At 71.9% G+C, this 20,043-nt stretch carries 23 protein-coding genes; 12 read left to right on the top strand and 11 right to left on the bottom strand.

The genetic code is table 11. The features are described 5' to 3' along the window. Positions 1 to 102 precede the first annotated feature (102 nt). Entirely contained in the window at positions 103 to 345 is a 243-nt protein-coding gene (locus ABZ880_RS08740) for a hypothetical protein (protein WP_361259070.1), read from the bottom strand. A 154-nt stretch (positions 346 to 499) separates the two neighbouring features. Between ABZ880_RS08740 and ABZ880_RS08735 the strand changes: the two genes are divergently transcribed. From ABZ880_RS08735 to ABZ880_RS08725, 3 genes are all read left to right on the top strand, one after another. Beyond that, positions 500 to 967 (top strand): potassium channel family protein, encoded by a 468-nt coding sequence (locus ABZ880_RS08735; protein WP_361259067.1) that lies wholly within the window; start codon positions 500 to 502, stop codon positions 965 to 967. A gap of 132 nt (positions 968 to 1,099) precedes the next feature. After that, positions 1,100 to 2,503, top strand: coding sequence for a cytochrome (locus ABZ880_RS08730; RefSeq protein ID WP_361259064.1), 1,404 nt, complete (start codon positions 1,100 to 1,102; stop codon positions 2,501 to 2,503). Between the two features lie 82 nt (positions 2,504 to 2,585). Then, entirely contained in the window at positions 2,586 to 3,437 is an 852-nt protein-coding gene (locus tag ABZ880_RS08725) for a Cof-type HAD-IIB family hydrolase (RefSeq protein ID WP_361259241.1), read from the top strand. Here the strand turns inward: ABZ880_RS08725 and ABZ880_RS08720 are convergent. The 4 genes from ABZ880_RS08720 to ABZ880_RS08705 all read right to left on the bottom strand — a co-directional run bounded on the left by ABZ880_RS08720 (position 3,434) and on the right by ABZ880_RS08705 (position 7,317). Then, complete coding sequence (locus tag ABZ880_RS08720; RefSeq protein ID WP_361259061.1) at positions 3,434 to 4,144, bottom strand: response regulator transcription factor; 711 nt, start codon at positions 4,142 to 4,144, stop codon at positions 3,434 to 3,436. The genes ABZ880_RS08725 and ABZ880_RS08720 overlap by 4 nt on opposite strands. A gap of 69 nt (positions 4,145 to 4,213) precedes the next feature. After that, entirely contained in the window at positions 4,214 to 6,223 is a 2,010-nt protein-coding gene (locus ABZ880_RS08715; RefSeq protein WP_361259058.1) for an FtsX-like permease family protein, read from the bottom strand. Positions 6,224 to 6,239: 16 nt separating this feature from the next. After that, a complete protein-coding gene (locus tag ABZ880_RS08710; RefSeq protein ID WP_361259055.1) occupies positions 6,240 to 6,923 on the bottom strand; it encodes an ABC transporter ATP-binding protein in 684 nt (227 codons plus the stop codon). 22 nt (positions 6,924 to 6,945) lie between these two features. Then, the gene (locus tag ABZ880_RS08705; RefSeq protein ID WP_361259052.1) at positions 6,946 to 7,317 is read right to left on the bottom strand and encodes a DUF4333 domain-containing protein; all 372 of its coding nucleotides are present in this window, start codon (positions 7,315 to 7,317) and stop codon (positions 6,946 to 6,948) included. Between the two features lie 169 nt (positions 7,318 to 7,486). Here ABZ880_RS08705 and ABZ880_RS08700 point away from each other — a divergent pair, with 169 nt between their 5' ends. The 9 genes from ABZ880_RS08700 to ABZ880_RS08660 all read left to right on the top strand — a co-directional run bounded on the left by ABZ880_RS08700 (position 7,487) and on the right by ABZ880_RS08660 (position 16,825). Then, positions 7,487 to 8,650, top strand: a complete 1,164-nt coding sequence (locus tag ABZ880_RS08700; protein ID WP_361259049.1) for a histidine kinase — start codon at positions 7,487 to 7,489, stop codon at positions 8,648 to 8,650. Between the two features lie 339 nt (positions 8,651 to 8,989). Then, a complete protein-coding gene (locus tag ABZ880_RS08695) occupies positions 8,990 to 9,646 on the top strand; it encodes a cupin domain-containing protein (protein ID WP_361259046.1) in 657 nt (218 codons plus the stop codon). 52 nt (positions 9,647 to 9,698) lie between these two features. Beyond that, positions 9,699 to 11,033 carry a Xaa-Pro peptidase family protein gene (locus ABZ880_RS08690; RefSeq protein WP_361259043.1) on the top strand — a complete coding sequence of 445 codons (1,335 nt, stop codon included), beginning with the start codon at positions 9,699 to 9,701 and terminating at the stop codon, positions 11,031 to 11,033. Then, positions 11,033 to 12,013, top strand: coding sequence for a thiamine pyrophosphate-dependent dehydrogenase E1 component subunit alpha (locus ABZ880_RS08685; protein ID WP_361259040.1), 981 nt, complete (start codon positions 11,033 to 11,035; stop codon positions 12,011 to 12,013). Before ABZ880_RS08690 ends, ABZ880_RS08685 begins: the two co-directional genes overlap by 1 nt. Continuing rightward, positions 12,001 to 12,981: an alpha-ketoacid dehydrogenase subunit beta gene (locus ABZ880_RS08680; protein ID WP_361259038.1), complete on the top strand. Its 981-nt coding sequence runs from the start codon at positions 12,001 to 12,003 to the stop codon at positions 12,979 to 12,981. The genes ABZ880_RS08685 and ABZ880_RS08680 overlap by 13 nt, the downstream gene beginning before the upstream one ends. A gap of 22 nt (positions 12,982 to 13,003) precedes the next feature. Continuing rightward, positions 13,004 to 14,356 (top strand): amidohydrolase family protein, encoded by a 1,353-nt coding sequence (locus ABZ880_RS08675; RefSeq protein WP_361259035.1) that lies wholly within the window; start codon positions 13,004 to 13,006, stop codon positions 14,354 to 14,356. Next, positions 14,353 to 15,228 (top strand): cupin domain-containing protein, encoded by an 876-nt coding sequence (locus ABZ880_RS08670; RefSeq protein WP_361259032.1) that lies wholly within the window; start codon positions 14,353 to 14,355, stop codon positions 15,226 to 15,228. The genes ABZ880_RS08675 and ABZ880_RS08670 overlap by 4 nt, the downstream gene beginning before the upstream one ends. Beyond that, positions 15,225 to 15,914, top strand: a complete 690-nt coding sequence (locus ABZ880_RS08665; RefSeq protein ID WP_361259029.1) for an SDR family oxidoreductase — start codon at positions 15,225 to 15,227, stop codon at positions 15,912 to 15,914. The genes ABZ880_RS08670 and ABZ880_RS08665 overlap by 4 nt, the downstream gene beginning before the upstream one ends. 5 nt (positions 15,915 to 15,919) lie before the next feature. Then, positions 15,920 to 16,825 carry an NAD(P)-dependent oxidoreductase gene (locus ABZ880_RS08660; RefSeq protein WP_361259237.1) on the top strand — a complete coding sequence of 302 codons (906 nt, stop codon included), beginning with the start codon at positions 15,920 to 15,922 and terminating at the stop codon, positions 16,823 to 16,825. A 9-nt stretch (positions 16,826 to 16,834) separates the two neighbouring features. On the opposite strand, the gene ABZ880_RS08655 is transcribed toward ABZ880_RS08660, so the two are convergent. The 6 genes from ABZ880_RS08655 to ABZ880_RS08630 form a co-directional block, all read right to left on the bottom strand. After that, positions 16,835 to 17,227 (bottom strand): helix-turn-helix domain-containing protein, encoded by a 393-nt coding sequence (locus tag ABZ880_RS08655; protein ID WP_361259026.1) that lies wholly within the window; start codon positions 17,225 to 17,227, stop codon positions 16,835 to 16,837. Between the two features lie 82 nt (positions 17,228 to 17,309). Beyond that, positions 17,310 to 18,122 (bottom strand): SAM-dependent methyltransferase, encoded by an 813-nt coding sequence (locus tag ABZ880_RS08650; RefSeq protein ID WP_361259023.1) that lies wholly within the window; start codon positions 18,120 to 18,122, stop codon positions 17,310 to 17,312. Between the two features lie 76 nt (positions 18,123 to 18,198). Further along, the gene (locus tag ABZ880_RS08645; RefSeq protein ID WP_361259020.1) at positions 18,199 to 18,846 is read right to left on the bottom strand and encodes an endonuclease; all 648 of its coding nucleotides are present in this window, start codon (positions 18,844 to 18,846) and stop codon (positions 18,199 to 18,201) included. After that, positions 18,843 to 19,175 carry a DUF3140 domain-containing protein gene (locus tag ABZ880_RS08640; RefSeq protein WP_361259017.1) on the bottom strand — a complete coding sequence of 111 codons (333 nt, stop codon included), beginning with the start codon at positions 19,173 to 19,175 and terminating at the stop codon, positions 18,843 to 18,845. The genes ABZ880_RS08645 and ABZ880_RS08640 overlap by 4 nt, the downstream gene beginning before the upstream one ends. Positions 19,176 to 19,218: 43 nt before the next feature. Continuing rightward, the gene (locus ABZ880_RS08635; protein ID WP_361259014.1) at positions 19,219 to 19,701 is read right to left on the bottom strand and encodes a DNA starvation/stationary phase protection protein; all 483 of its coding nucleotides are present in this window, start codon (positions 19,699 to 19,701) and stop codon (positions 19,219 to 19,221) included. After that, a complete protein-coding gene (locus ABZ880_RS08630) occupies positions 19,698 to 19,955 on the bottom strand; it encodes a WhiB family transcriptional regulator (RefSeq protein ID WP_361259011.1) in 258 nt (85 codons plus the stop codon). The genes ABZ880_RS08635 and ABZ880_RS08630 overlap by 4 nt, the downstream gene beginning before the upstream one ends. Positions 19,956 to 20,043: the final 88 nt, after the last annotated feature.

Here is a 20,043-nt window from a genome sequence, read left to right as displayed (position 1 = left end):
CCTCCAGAAGGCCGCAGAGGCCGGAGCCGGTGGGTCCCCTTCAGCGCACCACCGGCCCCACGCGCCCACCAGGCGCACTGGCCCGTCCGGGTGAGCGGAACGTCAAGTGGGCTTGCGCTCCTCGCGCACGCGCACCTTGCGCCCACCGCACTTCGGGCAGACCGCCTCGGTGAGCGGGGACCGGACGGCCCGGCCCGCCTCGTCGACGTACTCCTGGGTGGTCAGGCCCGAGGCGTCCAGCGGGTCGGTGAAGAACATCAGCAGGAAGGTGGCCGTCCAGACGTGACCGCAGTCCGCGCATGCGAAGCCGTAGGTCTCCGGTACCGAGCGGGGATCCGCTGCCATGGACTCGGTCCTCCGTCGGGAGACAAGCGGTACGGGTGCCGCTCCAGCGGACAACGCCCCAGGTCGTACGGCAACTCGAACGCCCCGTCCGGCGTGCCCGTTCCGGTCCCCGCGGCGACACTGACCCCATGCCGCCGTCCCCCAAGGAGTGACCATGCTGCCCGGATTCCTCGCCAGGGCGGTCGAGTTGCTGCTCGGCCGCGAGGGGCGGTCGCTGCATGTGCGGGCGGCGGGCGGGGCGACGGTCGTGCTGGCGGTGGTGATGCTCATCGGCGCGTGGGCCGTCGTCGACGCCGAACAGGGCGCACCGCGCGCCAACTTGAGAACGTACCCGCAGGCCTTGTGGTGGTCGATCGAGACGGCGACGACCGTTGGCTACGGCGACTTCTACCCCGTGACCCTCGGCGGCCGCGTCATCGGCGCGATCGTGATGGTCGTCGGCATCACCACGTACGGCATGGTCACCGCGGCCCTCGCGACCTGGTTCGTCGGCCGGGAGCAGAGACGGCGCCACCATCTCGCGCGTGCCGCACGGGAGTTGAGCGAGGAGACCACGCGCGTACTGCACGAACGCTTCGACCGGCTGGAACGCATGGTGGCCGGGAAGGGGGAGGACGGCTGAGGGGGCCTCGTTTGCTACCGGCGAGTACCCCGCAGTGTGACCTGAGTGACGCCTGAGGTACGGTCCTCGGGGTCCGCGAGCACCCGCACGCTGCGGACCGGTCACCGGCGGTGTCGAGGGGGCGGCAGAAGCATGGAAATCCACCTGGTCGACGAGGGCGGCGCGGAGCCGGACGGCACGCGGCTGGAGGACCTGGCGCCGGAACCCCTGCTGAGCCGGGACTACGAGACGCGTCCCGCGCGGGTCTACGAGGGACTGCGCGAGCGGCACGGCCCGGTCGCCCCGGTCGACCTGCTGGGCGTGCCCGCGTGGCTGGTGCTGGGCTACCGGGAGTCGCTGCAGGTGCTGCAGGACGACGCCGCCTGGCCGAAGGGTCTGGAGAACTGGCGGGCCCGCTCGGAGGGCCGCGTCCCCGCCGACTGGCCGCTCGGCCCCTCCCTCGAGGTCAACCATGTACTGATCCAGGGCGGCCCCGGCTACCCCACGCTGCGCGGCGCCTGGGACGCGGCCCTCAGGCCGTTCCAGGACCCGCGCAACCCGCAGGCCAAGCGGCTCAAGGCGGCCGTCACCGGCTATGCCGACGAGCTGATCACCCTGCTCGCGCAGGGCGGCGGCACCGGCCTCGCCGACCTGTCGGCGCAGTTCTCCCGCCCGCTCCCGCTGATGGCGGCGAGTCATCTGCTCGGCTTCCCCGGCTCCCAGGGCGACGACGCCCTGATGGACATGTGGCGGGTGCTGGACGCCGGCCCGGACGCGGAACCCGCCCTGGCACGCCTGCTGGTGACGCTCGGTGAACTCGCCGCCGCGAAGATCGAGAAGCCGGGCGACGACTTCCCCTCCCACCTGCTCGCCGCCCACCCGGACCTGTCGGTCGACGAGCTGGCCCGCGAGCTGTTCATGCTGCTCGGCATGACCTCCGACCACGTCGGCATCCTCATCTCCAACACCGTCGTCGAGGTGATCGCGGGCGAGAACGAGGGCGGGGTGCGCACCACCCTGTCCGCCGGGATGGTGCGCGAGACCATGAACCGCGTGGTCATGCGCAAGCCGCCGCTGGTCAACTTCGTGCCGAGGTTCGCCGCCGCGGACACACCGCTCGGGAACTACACCATCCGCGCCGGCGACCCCGTGTGGGTCTCCTCCGCCGCCGCGCACGCCGACCCCCTCTTCGCCGGACAGATGGCACCGGGCGCCGGCATCAGCAGCCGGGCGCACCTGTCGTGGGGTGCGGGCCGCCGCCAGTGCCCGGCCCGTGAGCTGGCCTCGACGATCGCCGCGGCGGGCGTGAGCCGTGTCTTCGAGCGGTTCGGGCACCTGGAGCTCGCCCTCCCGGTCGACCAACTCCCTTGGCGCTCCTCGCCGTTCATGCGCGGGCTGCGCTCGCTTCCGGTGCGGTACGAGCTCGCCGGACCGGTGCCGGAGGCCCCGGCGCCGGTGGCGCCCGCAGCGGACGTACCGGATGTCCCGGACCAGGCGGCCAAGCGGCGGTCGTCGCTGTGGCGGTACCTGACCGGGCTGATCCGGTCCGGCAGCTGACCGTCCGCGCTGCTCGCGTAGGGTGACCGGACCGCCGTACGACATCCCGGCGCCCCGTCGCGCCCGCCACCGGAAGCAGGTCATGTCCGCCCTCTCGCCCCTGAGCACCGCCCCCGACCTGCCCACCGGCTCCGCCGACATACGGCTGATCGTCACCGACATGGACGGCACGCTGCTGGACGACGCCAAGCGGATCCCGGCCGGTCTGTGGCAGATGCTGGCCGAACTGCGTCGGCGCGGTGTGCTGTTCAGTCCGGCGAGCGGGCGTCAATACGCCACGCTGGCGCGCGAGTTCACCGAGGTGGCCGAGGGCATGGTGTTCATCGCGGAGAACGGCACCTACGTGGTGCGCGACGGCGTGGAGCTCAGCTCGGACCCGCTGGAGCCCGGCGTCGCCACCCGCGTGGTCCATGCCGTACGGCAGCTGGTGGCCGAGGGCGTCGACGTGGGCGCCGTCGTGTGCGGCAAGCGGTCCGCGTACGTCGAGCGGAGCGACGAGGCGTTCCTCGCCGAGGTGCGCAGGTACTACGTCGAGCACCGTGTCGTCGAGGACGCCACCGCGGTCGACGACGACGTCATCAAGGTGGCCCTCTTCGACTTCGGCTCGGCGGAGCGGACCACCGCCCCGGCGCTGGCGTCGCTCACCGACACCCACCAGGTCGTCGTCTCCGGCGAGCACTGGGTCGACGTCATGAACCGCACCGCCGACAAGGGCGCCGCCCTGCGCCGGCTTCAGCAGGAGCTGGGCATCACGCCCGCGCAGACCATGGTCTTCGGCGACTACCTCAACGACCTGGAGATGCTGGACGCCGCCGACTGGTCCTTCGCCATGGCCAACGCCCACCCGGACGTCATCGCGCGGGCCCGCCATCTGGCCCCGTCCAACAACGACAACGGCGTACTGCGCACCATCGCCCGTGTGCTGAACCTCTAGGCACCCGGGGGCTGCGCATACCCGTTCTGCCAGGCCCAGGCCGCGATCTCGACGCGGTTCCGGGCCGCCAGTTTCAGCTGGACGCTGGAGAGGTGGGTCTTGACCGTGGAGAGGGAGACGTAGAGCTCGGCGGCGATCTCGGCGTTGGTGCGGCCGAGGGCGACCAGGCGGACCACGTCCAGCTCGCGGTCGGTGAGGGACTCGGTGGGCGGCGCGGACCGTACCGGGGCCTCGGCCTGCGAGTCGCCGCCGGTCACGTGCTTGAGCAGGCGCACCGTGACCGAGGGGGAGACCAGCGAGTCGCCGGCCGCGGCGGCGCGGACCGCCTCCGCCAGCAGCGTCGGCCCGGAGTCCTTCAGCAGGAACCCGCACGCGCCGCCGCGCAGCGCCCCGTACACGTACTCGTCGAGGTCGAAGGTGGTCACCACGACCACCCGCATCGGGTCGGCGACGTCCGGCCCCGCCAGCAGCCGGGTCGCCTCCAGGCCGTCCAGCTTCGGCATCCGGATGTCCAGCAGGCACACGTCCGGCCGCACCCGCCGGGCCAGCGCCACGGCCTCCTCGCCGTCCCCGGCCTCCGCGACCACGGTGATGTCCGGCTGGGCGTCCAGGAAGAACCGGAAACCGGTGCGGACCATGTCCTGGTCGTCGGCGATGAGGACGCGGATGGGGGCGCCGGACGGAGCGGCGGGGGCGGGGCTCGTCATGGCTCGATCATGCCTCAGGGGGAGTTTTGGCGGAGCGGCCACCGGCCGGTGACCGCTCCGTGTTCAGTGTCAGTCCGCGGTCTGGGCCGGGTCGGCCGTCACTCTCCGCAGCAGCGGGCGGCTGCCGCTGATCGCGGCGAACATCGCCAGCGCGCCGAGGACCGTGCAGGCGGTCAGTTCCAGGAGGCCGGTGGTGTTGATCGTGGTGCCGAACGCCTGGTTGAGCCGGCTGGAGCCGTACATGCCCATCGCGGTGGTGCCGCCGGCCAGGACCACCAGCGGGACGACCGTCTCGCGCACCCGGGCCCGGTCCAGCACCCGCAGCGGAGTGCCCGCCAGCCGCAGCAGGCCGTACACACGACGCCGGTCGAGGACGTTCGCGGCGGCGGTCAGTCCGGCGGAGGCGGTCGCCACGGCGAAGCTCAGGGCCAGGGTGGCGATGCTGACCTCGGCGATGCGGTCGGTGGCTGTGCTGTCGCGCGCTCCGGCGTAGTCCCGCGAGTAGGGCGGCGTGCTCTTGGCGAGCGGCGTGAGCGCGGTGGCGGCGGTGTCGACGGCCTGGGTGCCGCCCGAGACACGGGCGATGACGCCCGGGGTGCCGCCCAGCAGGTTGTCGTAGTCGTCCGAGCGGCCGACCGTGACGGTCGCGGTGACGCCCGCGCGGTGCAGCAGCGTACGGGCCTCGGTGGCGGCGTGCCGGGCGGCGCCGGCGTCCGCGGTGACCACGGCGACCCGGTCCTGGTACTGCGCGGTGTCGGTGCCCAGGGTGCTGACGGAGAAGAACCCGGCCGCGAACCCGGCCAGCACCAGCCCGCTGACGGTCCGCCAGGAGCCCCGCGGGTCGTCGCTGAGGCGGCGCGCGGCCAGCAGCGTCGCCGGACGGCGGGCGAAGCGGCCCACGACCCGGCCCAGCCGGTCCACGACCCACGGCCCGAACAGCCAGAACGCGCCGTAGAACAGGAGCAGAAGGGCTAGCAGGTCACGGTTCCTGAGCTGGCCGCCACCGGACTTCGTCCAGATGTAGCCGAGGACGGCCACGAACACCGCGAGACGGATCAACCGGGTGCGCCTCGGGTCCGCCTGCTGGGCCACGCCCAGTGGGGAGATCGCCACCTGCCGCAGCATCGACACGGCGCTGACGGTGATGAGCACGGTGACCGCGAGGACCACCGCGGTCAGCCACGCCGCCCCCACCCACAACTGGCCCGTGTACCAGCTGCCGACGCCGTACGGGATCTGCGCGAGGGCGGGCAGCAGGGCGACGTAGGCGAGCGCGCCCGTGAGGGCCCCGGCCGCGCCGACGGCCGCCGCCTCGACCGCGGTCATGGCGAGGATCTGCCGCGGGGTCGCGCCGGCCAGTCGCAGCGCGGCGAGCCGCTGTTCGCGCCGGGCCGCGCCGAGCCGTCCGGCCGCGGAGGACAGCACGACCACCGGCATCGCAAGCAGCACCACGCCCAGGGTCGCGGCCGCCCGGTCGGAGTCGGTGAACACGCTCGCCCGGCTGCCGGAGAACCCGGAGATCTCGGCTCGCGCGGCCTGCCCGATGTCGAACCAGGTCGCTCCGCCGTCGGCGGCCCTGGACACCGCGGAGTCGGCCGGCGCCCGCCCCACCACGGCGACCAGCTCGTCCGGCGAGGCGAGACCGGCCGCGCCGATCGTGCCGTAGGACGTCACCTTCGGGAAGCGGTCGGCGAGTTGCTTCGCCGGGAGCTTGTGCAGCAGGTCGGCCAGGGCGGGGGAGACGTACACCTCGCCCTGCTTCGGGAAGCTGCTCAGGCCGGGCGGCGCGGGGGTCGCCGCGCGGCCGGGCAGCTGGGCCAGGGACACGACCGTGACCGGCTCGTGGCGGACGAAGATCGTGGCCAGTGCCTGGACGGCCGTGCCGTGCCCGGCGGGTTCGGGGGTGCGCCAGGCCGTGCGGTCGGCACGGGCGCCGGAACCGAGCATGGCGGCGATCATCACCAGCATCACGAACGCGCCGACGGCGGCGGCGCCGACCGCGAGCAGTTGGCTCTGCAGACCGCGGCGGCCGGACGACTTGGCGAGGTGCCAGGTCAGGGGCAGGACGGGGGAGCGCATCACATCTCCGGAGGGGTCAGGCGACCGTGTACTGGCTGTAGTTGTTGATCCGGCCGTCGCGGACCTGGAGGATCCGGTCGCAGTGCGCAGCGACGTCGGCGTCGTGGGTGACCACCACCAAGGCGGCGCCCTGCCCACGGGTCACGGACGTGAGGAGGCGGACCACCTCGGTGCTGGTCGTCTGGTCGAGGGCGCCGGTGGGTTCGTCGGCGAAGACCACGTCGGGCTCGATGACCAGGGCGCGGGCGATCGCCACCCGCTGGGCCTGGCCGCCGGACAGCTGGCCCGGCCGGCGCAGCTCCAGGCCGTCGAGGCCGAGCGGCGCGAACCAGCGGCGGGCGCGGGCGACGGCCCGCTTGCGGGGCATGCCCTCCAGCATCAGCGGCAGGGCGACGTTCTCCTCGGCGGGCAGCTCCGGCAGCAGCTGCCCGAACTGGAAGACGAACCCGAACCGCTTGCGGCGCAGGGCGCTCAGCCGGTTCTCGCCCAGCTTGTCGATGCGTTCGCCGCGCAGCAGGACCTGGCCGCCGTCGGGGCGGATGATTCCGGCGAGGGTGTGCAGCAACGTGGACTTGCCGGACCCCGAGGGGCCCATGATCGCCAGGGAGTCGCGCTCGCCGACCTCGACGTCCACCCCGGCCAGGGCAGTGGTGGAGCCGTACGTCTTGGTGAGGCCGTAACCGGCCAGAACGGTGTTCATGATGTGTGTCCCGGGTCCCTTCTCAGCGCTCGAACTTCCAGGTGACGGAGGAGCCCGTGGCCTTGACCACGGAGACCGGGATGTCGACGCTGCGGCCGTCGGTGCTCCTGCCGGTGCAGGTGATGGTGGCGCCGGCGACGGCCTTCAGGCCGGTCGGGCAGGTGACGCCGGAGACCTTCTTGCCGACCCACGGCAGCGGGTGGTACTTGCTCTCGGCGCGCCCCGCCACGATGTTGCCGGACAGGGCCTTGTGGCCGTCGACCGTCACCGACGAGTACTGGTCGAGCTCGGTGGTCGACTCGGTCCCGGACAGCAGGTACGTGCCGAGGCCCCCGAGGGCGACCAGGGCGGTGGCACCACCGATGGCGCCGACGAGGAACTTGCTGGACTGCATCACGTACTCCTGATGACTGAGGGCCACGAGAGGCCGTTCGGGGAGAAGCGGCTCCACCCTCGCCCGCGGGCACCTGCGCGCGCCTCGGCCATACGGCCACGGTGCGGCGGTGCCGCCTCGACCGTTCGGCCGATCCGGCCGCCTGCGGTCCTCACCTACGGTGAGGGCCATGACCTCCATCTCCGGCCGGGGCTGCGCCCGTGGATTCGGCGTCGGCTTCGTGCTCGCGGCGTCGGTCGCCGACATCGCGAACGTGGGCAACGCGGACCAGAGCCTGTGGCCGACCGGCGTGCTGCTCCTGGCCGGGCTCACCGCCGTCCTGTGGCCGGCCGAGCGGCGCCCGGTGTGGCTGACCCCTCAACTGCGCACCGCGGTAACGGCGTTGCTCTCCGTGCTCTTCACGGCAGGCGCGCTGCTGACCGGCCGGGAGATCCTCTTCGGGCCGGGAGAGGCGACGATCCTGCTGTGCCTGCTGTTCGTCGCCGTACGGCACTGCACGCCCCGATGGGCCGTGGCGTGCGGTGTGCTGGACGGCGTCGCCCTGCTGCTCCTGCCGGTCCGCTCCTCCCACTCGCTCCAGGACGGCGGGGCCCTCGGCCTCATGGTCGGGGGCCTGGTCCTGGCCGGGCTCGTCGCCGGGCTCGCGGCCTATCTGCGCTCCCTCGACTACCGCCGCACCGTCGCCGTCACCGAGACCCGCCGCGAGGAGCGGGTGGCGATCGCCGCCGACCTGCACGACTTCGTCGCCCACCACGTCACCGGCATCCTCGTGCAGACGCAGGTGGCCCGCATGATGGCGTCCACCCGGCCGGACGACCTGGACCCCGTCCTCGCCGGCATCGAGCGCGCCGCCACCGAGGCCCTGGCGTCGATGCGCCGCACGGTCGGCGTCCTGCGCGACACCGGCGACGAACCGGCCGACCGCCGCCCGGTCGGCGACCTGGCGGCCATCACCGGCCTGGCCGAGGGCTTCGCGAGCCCCGTCCAGAAGGTCACCCTGCACCGCGACCCCACCCTGCCGGACGACCTCCCGCACGAGGTCCAGGCGGCCGCCTTCCGAGTCGTCCAGGAGTCCCTGACGAACGTCCGCCGCCACGCGGCCGACGCCGCCGAGATCATCGTCGGCATGTGCTGGTCCCGGGGCCGCCTGGAGGTCTCGGTGTCCGACGACGGCCGCGGCGGCACCCAGCTCCCCGCCGCCGCACACGGCGGCGGATTCGGCCTCGTCGGCCTCACGGAGCGCGTGACCGCGCTGGGCGGGGAACTCCACGCGGGGCCCCGGGTGCATGCCGGGTGGGAGGTGCGGGCCGTCTTTCCGGTGACCAGGCCCTGAGGGACGGTCCACTGCGACTCCAGCGCTCCATCAGTCAGTCGATCACCCGGCAGGGGCGGCCGGCCGGACCCCTCGGTCGTGGCCCTCCCCCGAGCAGCTCCGACCAAGGTCGCAGCTTGGGGCGCACGGGCGACCAGGGTGAGCCGGCCCGAGGTGCTGGGCAGTGGCGCGGTCGCGTTCGGCGGCACGACAGGCGTGTGCGCCGCGCTGGTCGCCCTGTACCGGGCCATCGGGGGTGACGGTGGCCAGTGATGTCGCCGGGGACGAGCCCCTCTGGTGCTGCGGCCGACCCCGGCTGTTCAATGGTGCTGCACATGTCCGCCCGAGAGGGGAGCCACCGTGTCTCCTGCCGCCGTGCCGCCCGTCGGTGCGCGCATCCGGCAGGCGCGCCTTGCCAAAGGCGTGAGCCTGCGTGGCCTCGCGCGGGACGTCGGCGTCTCCGCGAGCCTGGTCTCCCAGATCGAGACCGGCAAGAGCCAGCCGTCGGTGAGCACGCTGTACGCCATCACGACCGCACTGTCGATCTCCGTCGAGTCGCTCTTCGACGGATACGAGGACGAGGTCGCCGCGCCCCCGGTGGTGACCGCGTCCGCCGCCCCCGCCACCGTGCTGCACGCCCTCGCCGCCTTCGCCGCCGACCCCGGCCGCCGTATAGGACCACTGGTCACGCCCGGTGAGCGGGACGTGCTGGAGCTGGACTCGGGGGTCGTGTGGGAGCGTCTCGGGCACGTGCCCGGCACGGACGTCGACTTCCTGCTCGTGACCTACCGGCCCGGCGGCTCCTCCTCCAGCTCCGGCGGCCTGATGCGGCACGCGGGCACCGAGTACGGCTATCTGACCTCGGGCGAACTCGTCCTGACCCTCGGCTTCGACGAGCACACGCTCCGGCCCGGCGACGCCGTCTGCTTCGAGTCGACAACCCCGCATCGCTACCGCAACGATGGTGCTGAGCCGGCCGTCGGCGTCTGGTTCGTGTCCAGCCAAAGTGTTCAGTAACACTTGACACCCGCCAGGTGTGGTCGTTCACTCCGAAGTGGGGGTGGTCGCCATGGCGATCCGTACATATGGACCCAATGCCGTCGACTGGGAAGAGCGCATCGACCTGGACCGGCTGCGCAAGGAGCGCCTGGCCCGGCTGCACGAGACCCTGAACCGCTCCTCGCTGGGCGCGGTGCTCAGCTTCGACTTCGCCAACATCCGCTACATGACCGCCACGCACATCGGCACCTGGGCGATGGACAAGCTGATCCGCTTCGCCCTGCTGGTGCGCGGCGGCGAACCGGTCGTCTGGGACTTCGGCTCCGCGGCCCGCCACCACCAGCTGTACAACCCGTGGCTGGACTACAGCGACGGCAAGGGCGGCCCGCCCACCGGCGCCCGCGCCGGGATTTCGACCTTGCGCGGTGCCTTCCATCCGGACGCCGGCATCGCCGAGGACGTGGCCCGCAAGATAGCCACCGAACTGCGCGAACACGGCCTCGCGAACGAACCCCTCGGCATCGACGTCGCCGAGATGCCGATCCTCACCGCCCTGCGCGCGGAAGGCATCGACGTCGTCGACGGCCAGCAGGTCTTCCTCGAGGCCCGCCGCACCAAGACCCGCGACGAGATCTCCCTGCTCACCCAGGCCTGCGCGATGGTCGACGCGGCCTACGAGGAGCTGTACGGCCACCTCCGCCCGGGTGTGCGCGAGAACGAGTGCGTCGGCCTGGTCAGCAAGGTTCTCTACGACCTCGGCAGCGAGTACGTCGAAGGCGTCAACGCCATCTCCGGCGAGCGCTGTTCACCCCATCCGCACGTCTACAGCGACCGTCTGATCCGCCCCGGCGACCCCGCCTTCTTCGACATCCTGCACAGCCACCTCGGCTACCGCACCTGCTACTACCGCACCTTCGCCGTCGGCAGCGCCTCCGCCGCCCAGCGCGACGCCTATGTCCGCTGCCGCGAGTACATGGACGAGGCCATCGCGCTGGTGCGGCCCGGCGCGACCACCGCCGACATCGTCCAAGTCTGGCCGCGCGCCGAGGAGTTCGGCTTCGCCGACGAGACCGCCGCCTTCGCCCTCCAGTACGGCCACGGGGTCGGCCTGTCGATCTGGGAGAAGCCCATCTTCAGCCGCCTGGTCTCCCTCGACCATCCCGAAGTCCTCGAAGAGGGCATGGTGTTCGCCCTGGAGACCTACTGGCCGGCCGCCGACGGCTGGTCCGCGGCCCGGATCGAGGAGGAACTGGTCGTCACCGCCGACGGCTGCGAGGTCATCACCAAGTTCCCGGCCGAGGAACTGCTGGTCGCGGGCCGCAAGTACTGGACGGTCGGCGGCGAGCTCAACACCCGCCGCGAAGCACAGTCCCACCTCAACACCCGTAACGACGGGGGTGCTTGATGGTCGACCGCGACGAACTCCTCGCCCTGTACGAGCAGATGGCTCTCATCCGTCGTACGGAGAAGGCCGCCCACGACCTGTTCATGTCCGGCCTGGTCAAGGGCACCACCCATCTCGCCGCCGGGCACGAGGCGATCGCCGTCGGCGCGAGCGCGGCACTGCGCCCCGACGACTACGTCTTCGCCACCTATCGCGGCCACCACCACGCCATGGCCCGCGGCGCCACCCCCGAGGAGTGCCTCGCCGAACTCATGAGCCGGGCAACGGGGTTGTGCAAGGCCAAGGGCGGCTCCATGCACCTGACCAAGGCGTCCACGAACATGCTCGGCTCGTACGCCATCGTCGGCGCCCACCTCCCGATGGCGGTCGGCGCCGCCTGGTCGGCCCGGCTGCGTGGCACCGGACAGCTCGCGGTCGCCTTCTTCGGCGACGGCGCCACCAACATCGGCGCCTTCCACGAGGCGCTCAACCTGGCCGCCGTATGGAAACTGCCCGTACTGTTCGTCTGCGAGAACAACCTGTACATGGAGTACACGCCCATCGCCGACGTCACGGCGGTGGCCCGGCCCGCGGCCGACCGTGCGCCCGCGTACGGCATCCCGGGCGAGGTCGTCGACGGCAATGACGTCGTCGCCGTGCAGGAGGCGGTGGCCCGGCTGGCTCAGCGGGCCCGGGCAGGAGACGGGCCCGCTGTCCTGGAGGCCGAGACCTACCGCCACTTCGGGCACAGCCGCGCCGACCCGGCCACCTACCGTCCGGCCGAGGAGGTCGAACGCTGGCTCAAGCACGACCCGTTGGACCTGGCCCGCGGCCGCCTCGTCGAGCTGGGGGTGCCCGAGGAGACGGTCACCGCGGCCGACGAGCGCGCCCGTGACGTCGTGGCAAAGGCGGTCGATGCGGCGAAGAACGCGTCGCCGCCGGATCCGAGCGAGGCGCTGACCGACGTGTGGGCGGACGGAGGTGCGGCATGGCGGACGTGATCACCTACCGCGATGCCGTCGCGGAAGGCATCGCCCGGGAGATGCGCCGGGACCCGGCCGTCGTCTGCCTCGGCGAGGACATCGGCGAGGCCGGCGGGGTGTTCAAGACGACGGCCGGGCTGTTCAAGGAGTTCGGTCCCGAGCGGGTCTGGGACACGCCGATCTCCGAACAGGCCATCGTGGGCGCGGCGATGGGCGCCGCGATGACCGGGATGCGGCCGGTCGCCGAAATCATGTTCTCCGACTTTTTGGCCTGTTGTTGGGACTACCTCGCCAACGAGATACCCAAAGTGCGTTACATGACGGGTGGTCAGGTCACCGTGCCCCTCGTCGTACGCACCGCCAACGGCGGCGGGCTCGGCTTCGGCGCCCAGCACTCGCAGGCAACGGAGAACTGGGCGCTGACCGTTCCCGGCCTGAAGATCGCGGCACCGGCCACGCCCGCCGACGTGATCGGCATGATGGCGGCGGCGATCCGCAGTGACGACCCGGTCGTCTTCTTCGAGCACAAGGGGCTGCTGGCGAGCAAGGGTGCGCCGCCACCGCCGGACCACGTGGTCGAGTTGGGGCGGGCGGCGGTCGTGCGCGAGGGTGCCGACGTGACCCTCGTGGCCCTGGCCTCGATGGTGCCCCTGGCCCTGAAGGCCGCCGAACTCCTTGCCCCGGAGGGCATCGACGTCGAGGTCGTCGACCTGCGCTGCCTCGTCCCCCTCGACACCGCCACCGTCCTCGCCTCCCTCGGGAAGACCTCGCGGCTCGTCACCGTCGAGGAGAACCCGTACCAGGGCGGCTGGGGCGCCACCCTCGTCTCGGTCGTCGCCGACGAGGGGTTCAGTCTGCTGGACGCGCCGGTGCGCCGGGTGGCGGGGGAGTGCGTGCCACTGCCGTTCGCCGACGCGCTGGAGGAGCGGGTCATCCCCACCGTAGAGAAGGTCGTGGCGGCCGTCCGGAGTCTCGCCGCGTACTGAACACCCCTGAGGAGGAAGCGCGATGACCGATCGGATACTGCTTCGTGGGGGGCACGTGATCTCGATGGATCCCTCCGTCGGGGATCTGCCGAGGGGTGACGTCCTCATCGAGGACGGCCGGATCGAGGCCGTGCAACCGGAGATCGGCGCGGACGCCGAAGTCCTCGACATGACCGGGCGCATCGTGATCCCCGGCTTCGTCGACACCCACCGCCACACCTGGGAGGCGTCCATCCGCAACGTCGCCCCGGACGCCACCCTGGACGACTACTTCGTCGACATCCTCGACACCTTCGCCCCGCTGTACACCCCCGAGGACGTGTACGCGGGCAACCTCGCCGGCGCCCTCGAATGCCTCAACGCCGGCATCACCACCCTCGTCGACTGGTCCCACATCAACAACACCCCCGAGCACCCGGACGCCGCGGTCCAGGCGCTCACGGAGACCGGCATCCGCGCACAGTACGCGTACGGCAGCGCCAACACCTCCCTCGCGGAATACTGGTTCGAGAGCAAGATCGCGATTCCGGGCGACGACGTCCGCCGTATCCGGGCCAAGTACTTCACCTCCGACGACGGTCTGCTCACCATGGGGCTCGCCACCCGCGGCCCGGGCTTCTGCGTCAACGACGTCGTCACCTCCGAGTGGGCGCTCGCGCGCGAGCTGGACATCCCGATCACCGTGCATGTGGCGATGGGGCGGCTGGCAGGCCGCTTCGGCATGGTGAAGCAGCTCAACGATCTCGGCCTGCTGGGCCCCGACACCACGTACATCCACTGCTGCTACTTCAGCGAGGAGGAGTGGCGGATGGTCGCCGACAGCGGCGGCACGGTCTCGATCGCACCGCAGGTCGAGACGCAGATGGGGCACGGCTGGCCGCCCGTGATGAAGGCGATCGAGTTCGGGCTGCGGCCCAGCCTGAGCATCGACGTCGTCACCACCGTCCCCGGCGACATGTTCACCCAGATCCGCGCGGCCTTCGGCGCCGAGCGCGCCCGCGTCAACGCGGACTGCTGGAAGGCCAACATGCCGGTGCCGGAAACCATGTTGACGGCACGTCAGATGCTGGAGATCGCGACACTCAACGGCGCGCACGTCGCGGGACTGGAGCACCGCACCGGTTCCCTGACCCCCGGCAAGCGCGCCGACGTCGTCGCCCTCGACGCCACCGCCCTGAACGTCGCGCCGGTGCACGACGCGGCCGCCGCGGTGGCCCTGTCGGCCGACGTCTCCAACGTCGAGACGGTCATCGTCGACGGTGTGATCCGCAAGCGCGACGGCAGGTTGACGGCCGACGTCGCGCGGGCCCGACAGCTCGTCGAGGAGTCCCGCGACCGGCTCCTGGCGGCGAAGGAGGCGAAGCCGAAGGCATGACCGGGCATCTGGTGCGACGGGCCGCCGCGGCGACCGAGCCGCCGTACGACCAACTCGGATACCGCAGGCGGACGTTGGTCGGCGAGGACGACGGCAGCGTGCACACCGGCTTCGGCCTGTGCGAACTGCGGCCCGACGGCACGCTCCCGGCCCATGTGCACTCGTACGAGGAGACCTTCCACATCCTCGACGGGGCGGTGATCCTCGATGTGCCGGAGGGAGCTTTCCTGCTGGAGGAGGGCGACTACGGCCTCCTGCCGGCCGGTGTCCCGCACGCCTGGCGCGGCGCCGGGGGCACGGCCGCACGCTGGGCGGACATGCTGGCGCCCGTGCCACGGGCCCGCTACGGGTACGACACCCAGGCCGTGCCCGCGCTGCCCGCGCGCGACCCCGTCCGCATCGACGTCCGCGACCCGCGCACCCGCTCGTTCGGCCACTTCGAGCCCGCTCAGATGGACCCCGGCAAACAGTCCCAGGACCTCCTCGCGGTCTCGGCGAGCATGCGCACCGCACTGCTCGTCTACAGCGGCATCACCGTGAAGATGATGGTCGACAGCGACCTCGGCGCGGTCGCCTCGACGATGTTCATGGTGCAGTACGCGCCCGACGGCGTCGCCGGCACGCACGACCACCCCTTCGAGGAGACGTACCTGTTCCTCGAAGGTGAGGCGGACGCCACCTTCGACGGCGAGACCTACCGGCTGGTGCCCGGCGACTGCGCCTGGGCGGGCGCCGGTTGTGTGCACGGCTTCACCAACGCCGGGCAGGGGCCGCTGCGTTGGCTGGAGACCCAGGCGCCGCAGCCGCCGCCACGGCACTCGTACCGGTTCACGCGCGACTGGGACTACTTGAGGGAGGCCCTGGAGTCATGAGCAGCGTCCTGGTCGTCGGCGGCACGTCCGGCATAGGCCGCGAGTTCGCCCGCGTGCGGTCGGAACGGGGCGACGAGGTCGTCCTCACCGGCCGCGACTCCGCCCGCGCCGAAGCCGTCGCCAAGGAGATCGGCGCGCGCGGCCTCTCCCTGGATCTGTCCCAACCGCGCGAGATAGCAGGGGCGTTGACCGAGGTGGAGCGCGTCGACCACCTGGTGCTCGCCGGAGTCTCGCGCGACGAGAACACGGCCGCGGACTACGACATCAGCGCCGCCCTCCGCCTCGTCACGCTCAAACTCGTCGGCTACACCGAGGTCGTGCACGTCCTGCGGCCCCGTATGACCGACGACAGCGCGATCGTCGTCTTCGGCGGCCAGGCCAAGGAGCGCCCCTACCCCGGCGCGACGACGGTGGCGACCGTCAACGCGGGCGTACGGGGCCTGGTGAACACCCTCGCCGTCGAACTCGCGCCGGTCCGCGTCAACGCCGTCCACCCGGGCGTCGTGGGCGACAGCCCCTACTGGCAGGGCAAGCCGGAGGAGGTACTGGCCGGGCTGCGCGCCAGGACCCCGACCGGACGGCTCGCGACGATGGCGGACGTGGTCGACGCGGTGGACTTCCTGTTGCGCAACCGCTCGATCAACGCGGTGGAGTTGAGCGTGGACGGGGGGTGGCTCCTCGGGTGAGCGACATGGATCGGGGGAGCGGCATCGATCGGGGCGGTGGCACGAGACCGCGCGTCGCGGTCGTCGGTACGGGCCGGATGGGAGCCGCCATGGCGGTACGGCTGCGTAAGGCAGGCTTCACCGTGACCGCGTACAACCGCACGCGGGAAAAGGCCGCGGCCACCGGCGCCGCCCTCGCGGGCACGCCCCGCGAGGCCGCCGCGACGGCGGACATCGTCCTCGTATCCCTGGCCGACGCCACGGCCGTGACGGGGGCGTACGGCGGCGACGACGGCATCGTGGCCGGACTGCGACCCGGCGCCGTCGTGCTGGAGACCAGCACGGTCGCCCCCGAGACGGTCATCGCCCTGAGCCCGCTGGTCGAGAAGGCGGGCGCGACCCTGCTGGACACGCCGGTCTCCGGCAGCGTCGGCTTTGTCGAGCAGGGCAGGCTGACGGTGATGGCCGGCGGGGACGCGGCGGCCCTGGAGCGAGCCCGGCCGGTGCTGGACGTCCTGGCGGCGCGAGTCGTCCACCTGGGCCCCGGCGGCAACGGCGCGGCGATGAAGCTGGCGGTCAACTCTCTTCTGCTCGGCCTCAACCACGCCCTCTCCGAGGCCCTCGTCCTCGCCGAACGGGCCGGAGTACCGCGGGATTCGGCGTACGAGGTGTTCGCGGCGGGCGCCGCGGGGGCGCCGTTCGTGCAGTACAAGAGGGACGCGTATCTGCACCCGGAGGGTGCCGCGGTCGCCTTCACCCTCGAACTGGTCGCCAAGGACCTCGACTTGGTCCTCGCCCTCGCCGAACGCGTGGGCGCACCCATGCAACAGGCCGTCACCAATCGCCGGTTGGTGGGTGAGGCCCTGGAACAGGGCTTCGGGGGACGGGACTTGAGCGCAATTGCGGAGTACCTGCGCGCCAAGCCTGGGTGAGGACCCGGGTCAGGCCTTCGCCGCGTCGTACTCCGCGCGTGCCTTCTCCACCGCCGGCATCTGCCGGTCCACCCATCGGGCGAGGGCGCTGACCTGCTCGGCGGCCTCCCGGCCGAGGTCCGTGAGGGAGTAGTCCACGCGTGGCGGGATCACGGGCTTCGCGTCGCGGTGGACCAGACCGTCGCGTTCCAGGGTCTGCAGCGTCTGCGTCAGCATCTTCTCGCTGACCCTGCCGATCGCCCGGCGCAGCTCACTGAAGCGGTACGAGCGCTCCAGCAGCGCGATCAGCACCAGGGTGCCCCAGCGGCTCGTCACGTGTTCCATGACCAGACGGTGGGGGCACATCGTGACGCCGTCGGCCAACCGTACCTGGTCGACGAGTGTTGTGTCGTTCACGCCCATGAAGGCAGCTTACCCCAGGGTGGGCACTTTCGAAAAGTTAGTGCGCTCGGGGGCTGGTCGGGGGCTGGTGCGGCACCGGCCGTCAGGGCTTGACGCCGACGCCCCCGTACAGCGACACCGGCCCCGTCCCGTCCGGTGTCTCGTCCACGCCGAGCCCGGGATGCCAGTCCACCACCGACACGATCCCCGGCTCGACGAGGTCGAGCCCCTTGAAGAAGCCGGCCGTCTCGGCGTGGGTACGGGCCACCAGGGTCACACCGCCCGCCGCGTACGCCTCGATGCCCCGCCGTACGTTCTCCGGCTCGAAGTCGGCGGTCATCGCCGAAAGGACGAGGCAGCTGCCCGGGGCGAGCGCGTCGACGAGGGTGCCGACCAGGTCGTAGGCGCCGTCCTCGTCCGCGATGAAGTGCATCAGGGCGATCAGGGACAGGGCGACGGGACGGTCGAAGTCCAGGACGTGGCCCGCCTGTTCGAGGATCGCGGCGGTGTCGCGGGCGTCGGCCTGGAAGTACTCCGTGACACCTTCCGGGGTGCCGCGCAGCAGTGCGCCCGCGTGGGCGAGAACGATCGGGTCGTTGTCGACGTAGACGACACGCGCGTCCGGTGCCACGGTCTGGGCGATCCGGTGGAGGTTGGGCTCGGTGGGGATGCCGGTGCCGATGTCGAGGAACTGGCGGATTCCCGACTCCCCGACGAGCCTGCGCGTGGCCCGCTGCATGAAGCGGCGGTTGGCCCGGGCGGCCCTGGGTGCGTCGCTCTGTATCGACATGATCTGCCGGCCGAGCTCCTCGTCGACCGGGTGGTTGTCCTTGCCGCCGAGGAACCAGTCGTAGACGCGCGCGGGATGCGGCCTGGTCGTGTCGATCCGGGGGCCGGCCGGCTCGGTCGCGGTCACGTACTGCTCCTCTGCTCGGCGGACCCGACAGGGTGTGTCGGCGGACCCGACAGGACGTGCGAGCAGTCTGACACGATCATGCGGCGCGACGGAGACTGTCTTCGGCCACCTCCTTGTTCAGCGACGCCCGCACCAACGCGGCGGCCAGGACGGCCGGTTGAGTGTTCCCGGCCAGCTTCACGAGCCGGTCCGCATCCTTCGGCAACCCCAGCCGTTCCGCTCCGTCGAGCGCCTTGCGGTCCATGTACGGCGCCACTTCCGGCCACACCGGCTGAGCCTCGCGCAGGAAGATGTCGGCGCCCGCGGGCCCCATGCCGGGTATCTCCCGCAGCAGACGGCGCAGTTCGGCGACATCGCCGTCCGCCTCCTTGCGCATCCGGCGCAGATCACCGCCCCACCGCTCGGTCAACAGCTCGGCGCCGTCGCCGAGTTGGGTGGCGGTGCGCTCGTCGTAGCGCCGGTAGCCGCCCCGGCCCAGCGCGTCCACGCGCTCCTGCCAGTCGGCCGCGGCCATCCGCCGCGGATCACGCAGTCCGGCCTTGTGCAGCTCGCGGGCCGCGTCGATCGCGACGGATCCGCGGATACGGGCGCTCAGCAGCAGCGCGAGGACCAGCAGCCGGTACAGCGGCTGCGGGGTGTCCTTGAGCGTGATGCCCGCCTCCTCGGCGAACGTACGCCCGTGCGCACCCACCAACTCCCGTACCACGCGCTGCTGTTCGGTCATGGCTTCAGCGGATCGTGGCCGATCGTCATCAGCATGTGCCGACGACGGGTCTCCTCGGCCTCGGGCTCGTTCTCCACGTCCGCCTGCTCCGTCACCGTGTCCACGACCTCGTACATCACCTCGAGGTCGTCCTCGGTGAGGTCGGTGCGCCGCTTCTGCAGGATCGCCAGGACATGCTGGCCGGTCGGCGAGCCCGCGTGCTCGGGCAGCGGTTCGGTCTGTTCGTCGGCCTCGCTCACCCGCAGCCACGCGGCCAGTTCCTGCGAGGTCATGTTCACCACGCGGTGGAAGTCCTCCCACAGCGCGTCGAGTTCGAGGGCGTCGGTCATCGCGTCCCCCTTTCCGTACGTACGTGCTCCACGGGCCGGCCGGTCAGTTGTCGCGCGGCCAGTTCTCCGCGTCGAACATCCACCGCTGCTTCTCGAGCTCGGCGGTGAGGGAGATCAGCAGGTCCTGGGTGACCGGATCCGGCTCCGCGGTCGCGTCGATACGTTCGCGCAGCCGCCCGATCGCCGCCTCCAGCGCGTCCACGACGAGCTGGACGACCTCGGTGTCCCGCAGCCAGCCGTCCTTCGGGCCCGGCAGCGTGTAGGCCGCCGCGATCGTCTCGGGCCGGCCGTCGGGCGGCAGGCCGAGCGCGGCGGAGCGCTCCGCCACCGTGTCGGCGAAGGTGCGCGCCGTGTCCACGACCTCGTCGAGCTGCAGATGGATCGAGCGGAACCGCGGGCCCACGATGTTCCAGTGCGCCTGCTTCCCGATCAGCGAGAGCCCGAGAAGATCCACGAGAGTGCTCTGCAGTGCCTCTCCGGCGACCTTGCGGGCCGGTTCCGGAAGTGTGCTCTTCACGACAGTCATAGGGTGCTTCTCCTTCTGGCGTCGTGCGTGCCGGTGCGGAGCAGTGCGGTGCGTTCCTCCTCGCAGGTCCCTCCCCACACCCCCGAGGTCTGGCCGCTGCGCAGGGCCCAGTCGAGGCACTCGACGGTCACCGGGCAGCGGGCACAGACGCGTTTGGCCGCGGCGACGTCCCGCAGCGCCGGTCCCTGGGTGCCCACCGGGAAGAACAGCTCGGGGTCCTCTCCCGTGCAGGCAGCACCGCGCAACCACTCCATGCGGCGGCGGGTGCCCAGGGCGAACCGGTGCAAACACGGCGCCGGGCGGCGCGATGTCGTCTCAGCGTGTGAACACGCTGTCCAGGAC

Source organism: Streptomyces sp. NPDC047043, assembly GCF_040644055.1.
Lineage (GTDB): Bacteria > Actinomycetota > Actinomycetes > Streptomycetales > Streptomycetaceae > Streptomyces.
Note: the sequence above shows the minus strand (reverse complement) of the source record. Positions and strands in the feature narration are given on the sequence as shown.

Excerpts from the sequence above, each read along its gene's own strand:
- ABZ880_RS08740 (WP_361259070.1), bottom strand. The coding sequence starts at position 345 with ATGGCAGCGGATCCCCGCTCGGTACCGGAGACCTACGGCTTCGCATGC.
- ABZ880_RS08735 (WP_361259067.1), top strand. The coding sequence starts at position 500 with ATGCTGCCCGGATTCCTCGCCAGGGCGGTCGAGTTGCTGCTCGGCCGC.
- ABZ880_RS08730 (WP_361259064.1), top strand. The coding sequence starts at position 1,100 with ATGGAAATCCACCTGGTCGACGAGGGCGGCGCGGAGCCGGACGGCACG.
- ABZ880_RS08725 (WP_361259241.1), top strand. The coding sequence starts at position 2,586 with ATGTCCGCCCTCTCGCCCCTGAGCACCGCCCCCGACCTGCCCACCGGC.
- ABZ880_RS08720 (WP_361259061.1), bottom strand. The coding sequence starts at position 4,144 with ATGACGAGCCCCGCCCCCGCCGCTCCGTCCGGCGCCCCCATCCGCGTC.
- ABZ880_RS08715 (WP_361259058.1), bottom strand. The coding sequence starts at position 6,223 with ATGCGCTCCCCCGTCCTGCCCCTGACCTGGCACCTCGCCAAGTCGTCC.
- ABZ880_RS08710 (WP_361259055.1), bottom strand. The coding sequence starts at position 6,923 with ATGAACACCGTTCTGGCCGGTTACGGCCTCACCAAGACGTACGGCTCC.
- ABZ880_RS08705 (WP_361259052.1), bottom strand. The coding sequence starts at position 7,317 with ATGCAGTCCAGCAAGTTCCTCGTCGGCGCCATCGGTGGTGCCACCGCC.
- ABZ880_RS08700 (WP_361259049.1), top strand. The coding sequence starts at position 7,487 with ATGACCTCCATCTCCGGCCGGGGCTGCGCCCGTGGATTCGGCGTCGGC.
- ABZ880_RS08690 (WP_361259043.1), top strand. The coding sequence starts at position 9,699 with ATGGCGATCCGTACATATGGACCCAATGCCGTCGACTGGGAAGAGCGC.
- ABZ880_RS08685 (WP_361259040.1), top strand. The coding sequence starts at position 11,033 with ATGGTCGACCGCGACGAACTCCTCGCCCTGTACGAGCAGATGGCTCTC.
- ABZ880_RS08680 (WP_361259038.1), top strand. The coding sequence starts at position 12,001 with ATGGCGGACGTGATCACCTACCGCGATGCCGTCGCGGAAGGCATCGCC.
- ABZ880_RS08675 (WP_361259035.1), top strand. The coding sequence starts at position 13,004 with ATGACCGATCGGATACTGCTTCGTGGGGGGCACGTGATCTCGATGGAT.
- ABZ880_RS08670 (WP_361259032.1), top strand. The coding sequence starts at position 14,353 with ATGACCGGGCATCTGGTGCGACGGGCCGCCGCGGCGACCGAGCCGCCG.
- ABZ880_RS08665 (WP_361259029.1), top strand. The coding sequence starts at position 15,225 with ATGAGCAGCGTCCTGGTCGTCGGCGGCACGTCCGGCATAGGCCGCGAG.
- ABZ880_RS08660 (WP_361259237.1), top strand. The coding sequence starts at position 15,920 with ATGGATCGGGGGAGCGGCATCGATCGGGGCGGTGGCACGAGACCGCGC.
- ABZ880_RS08655 (WP_361259026.1), bottom strand. The coding sequence starts at position 17,227 with ATGGGCGTGAACGACACAACACTCGTCGACCAGGTACGGTTGGCCGAC.
- ABZ880_RS08645 (WP_361259020.1), bottom strand. The coding sequence starts at position 18,846 with ATGACCGAACAGCAGCGCGTGGTACGGGAGTTGGTGGGTGCGCACGGG.
- ABZ880_RS08640 (WP_361259017.1), bottom strand. The coding sequence starts at position 19,175 with ATGACCGACGCCCTCGAACTCGACGCGCTGTGGGAGGACTTCCACCGC.
- ABZ880_RS08635 (WP_361259014.1), bottom strand. The coding sequence starts at position 19,701 with ATGACTGTCGTGAAGAGCACACTTCCGGAACCGGCCCGCAAGGTCGCC.
- ABZ880_RS08630 (WP_361259011.1), bottom strand. The coding sequence starts at position 19,955 with ATGGAGTGGTTGCGCGGTGCTGCCTGCACGGGAGAGGACCCCGAGCTG.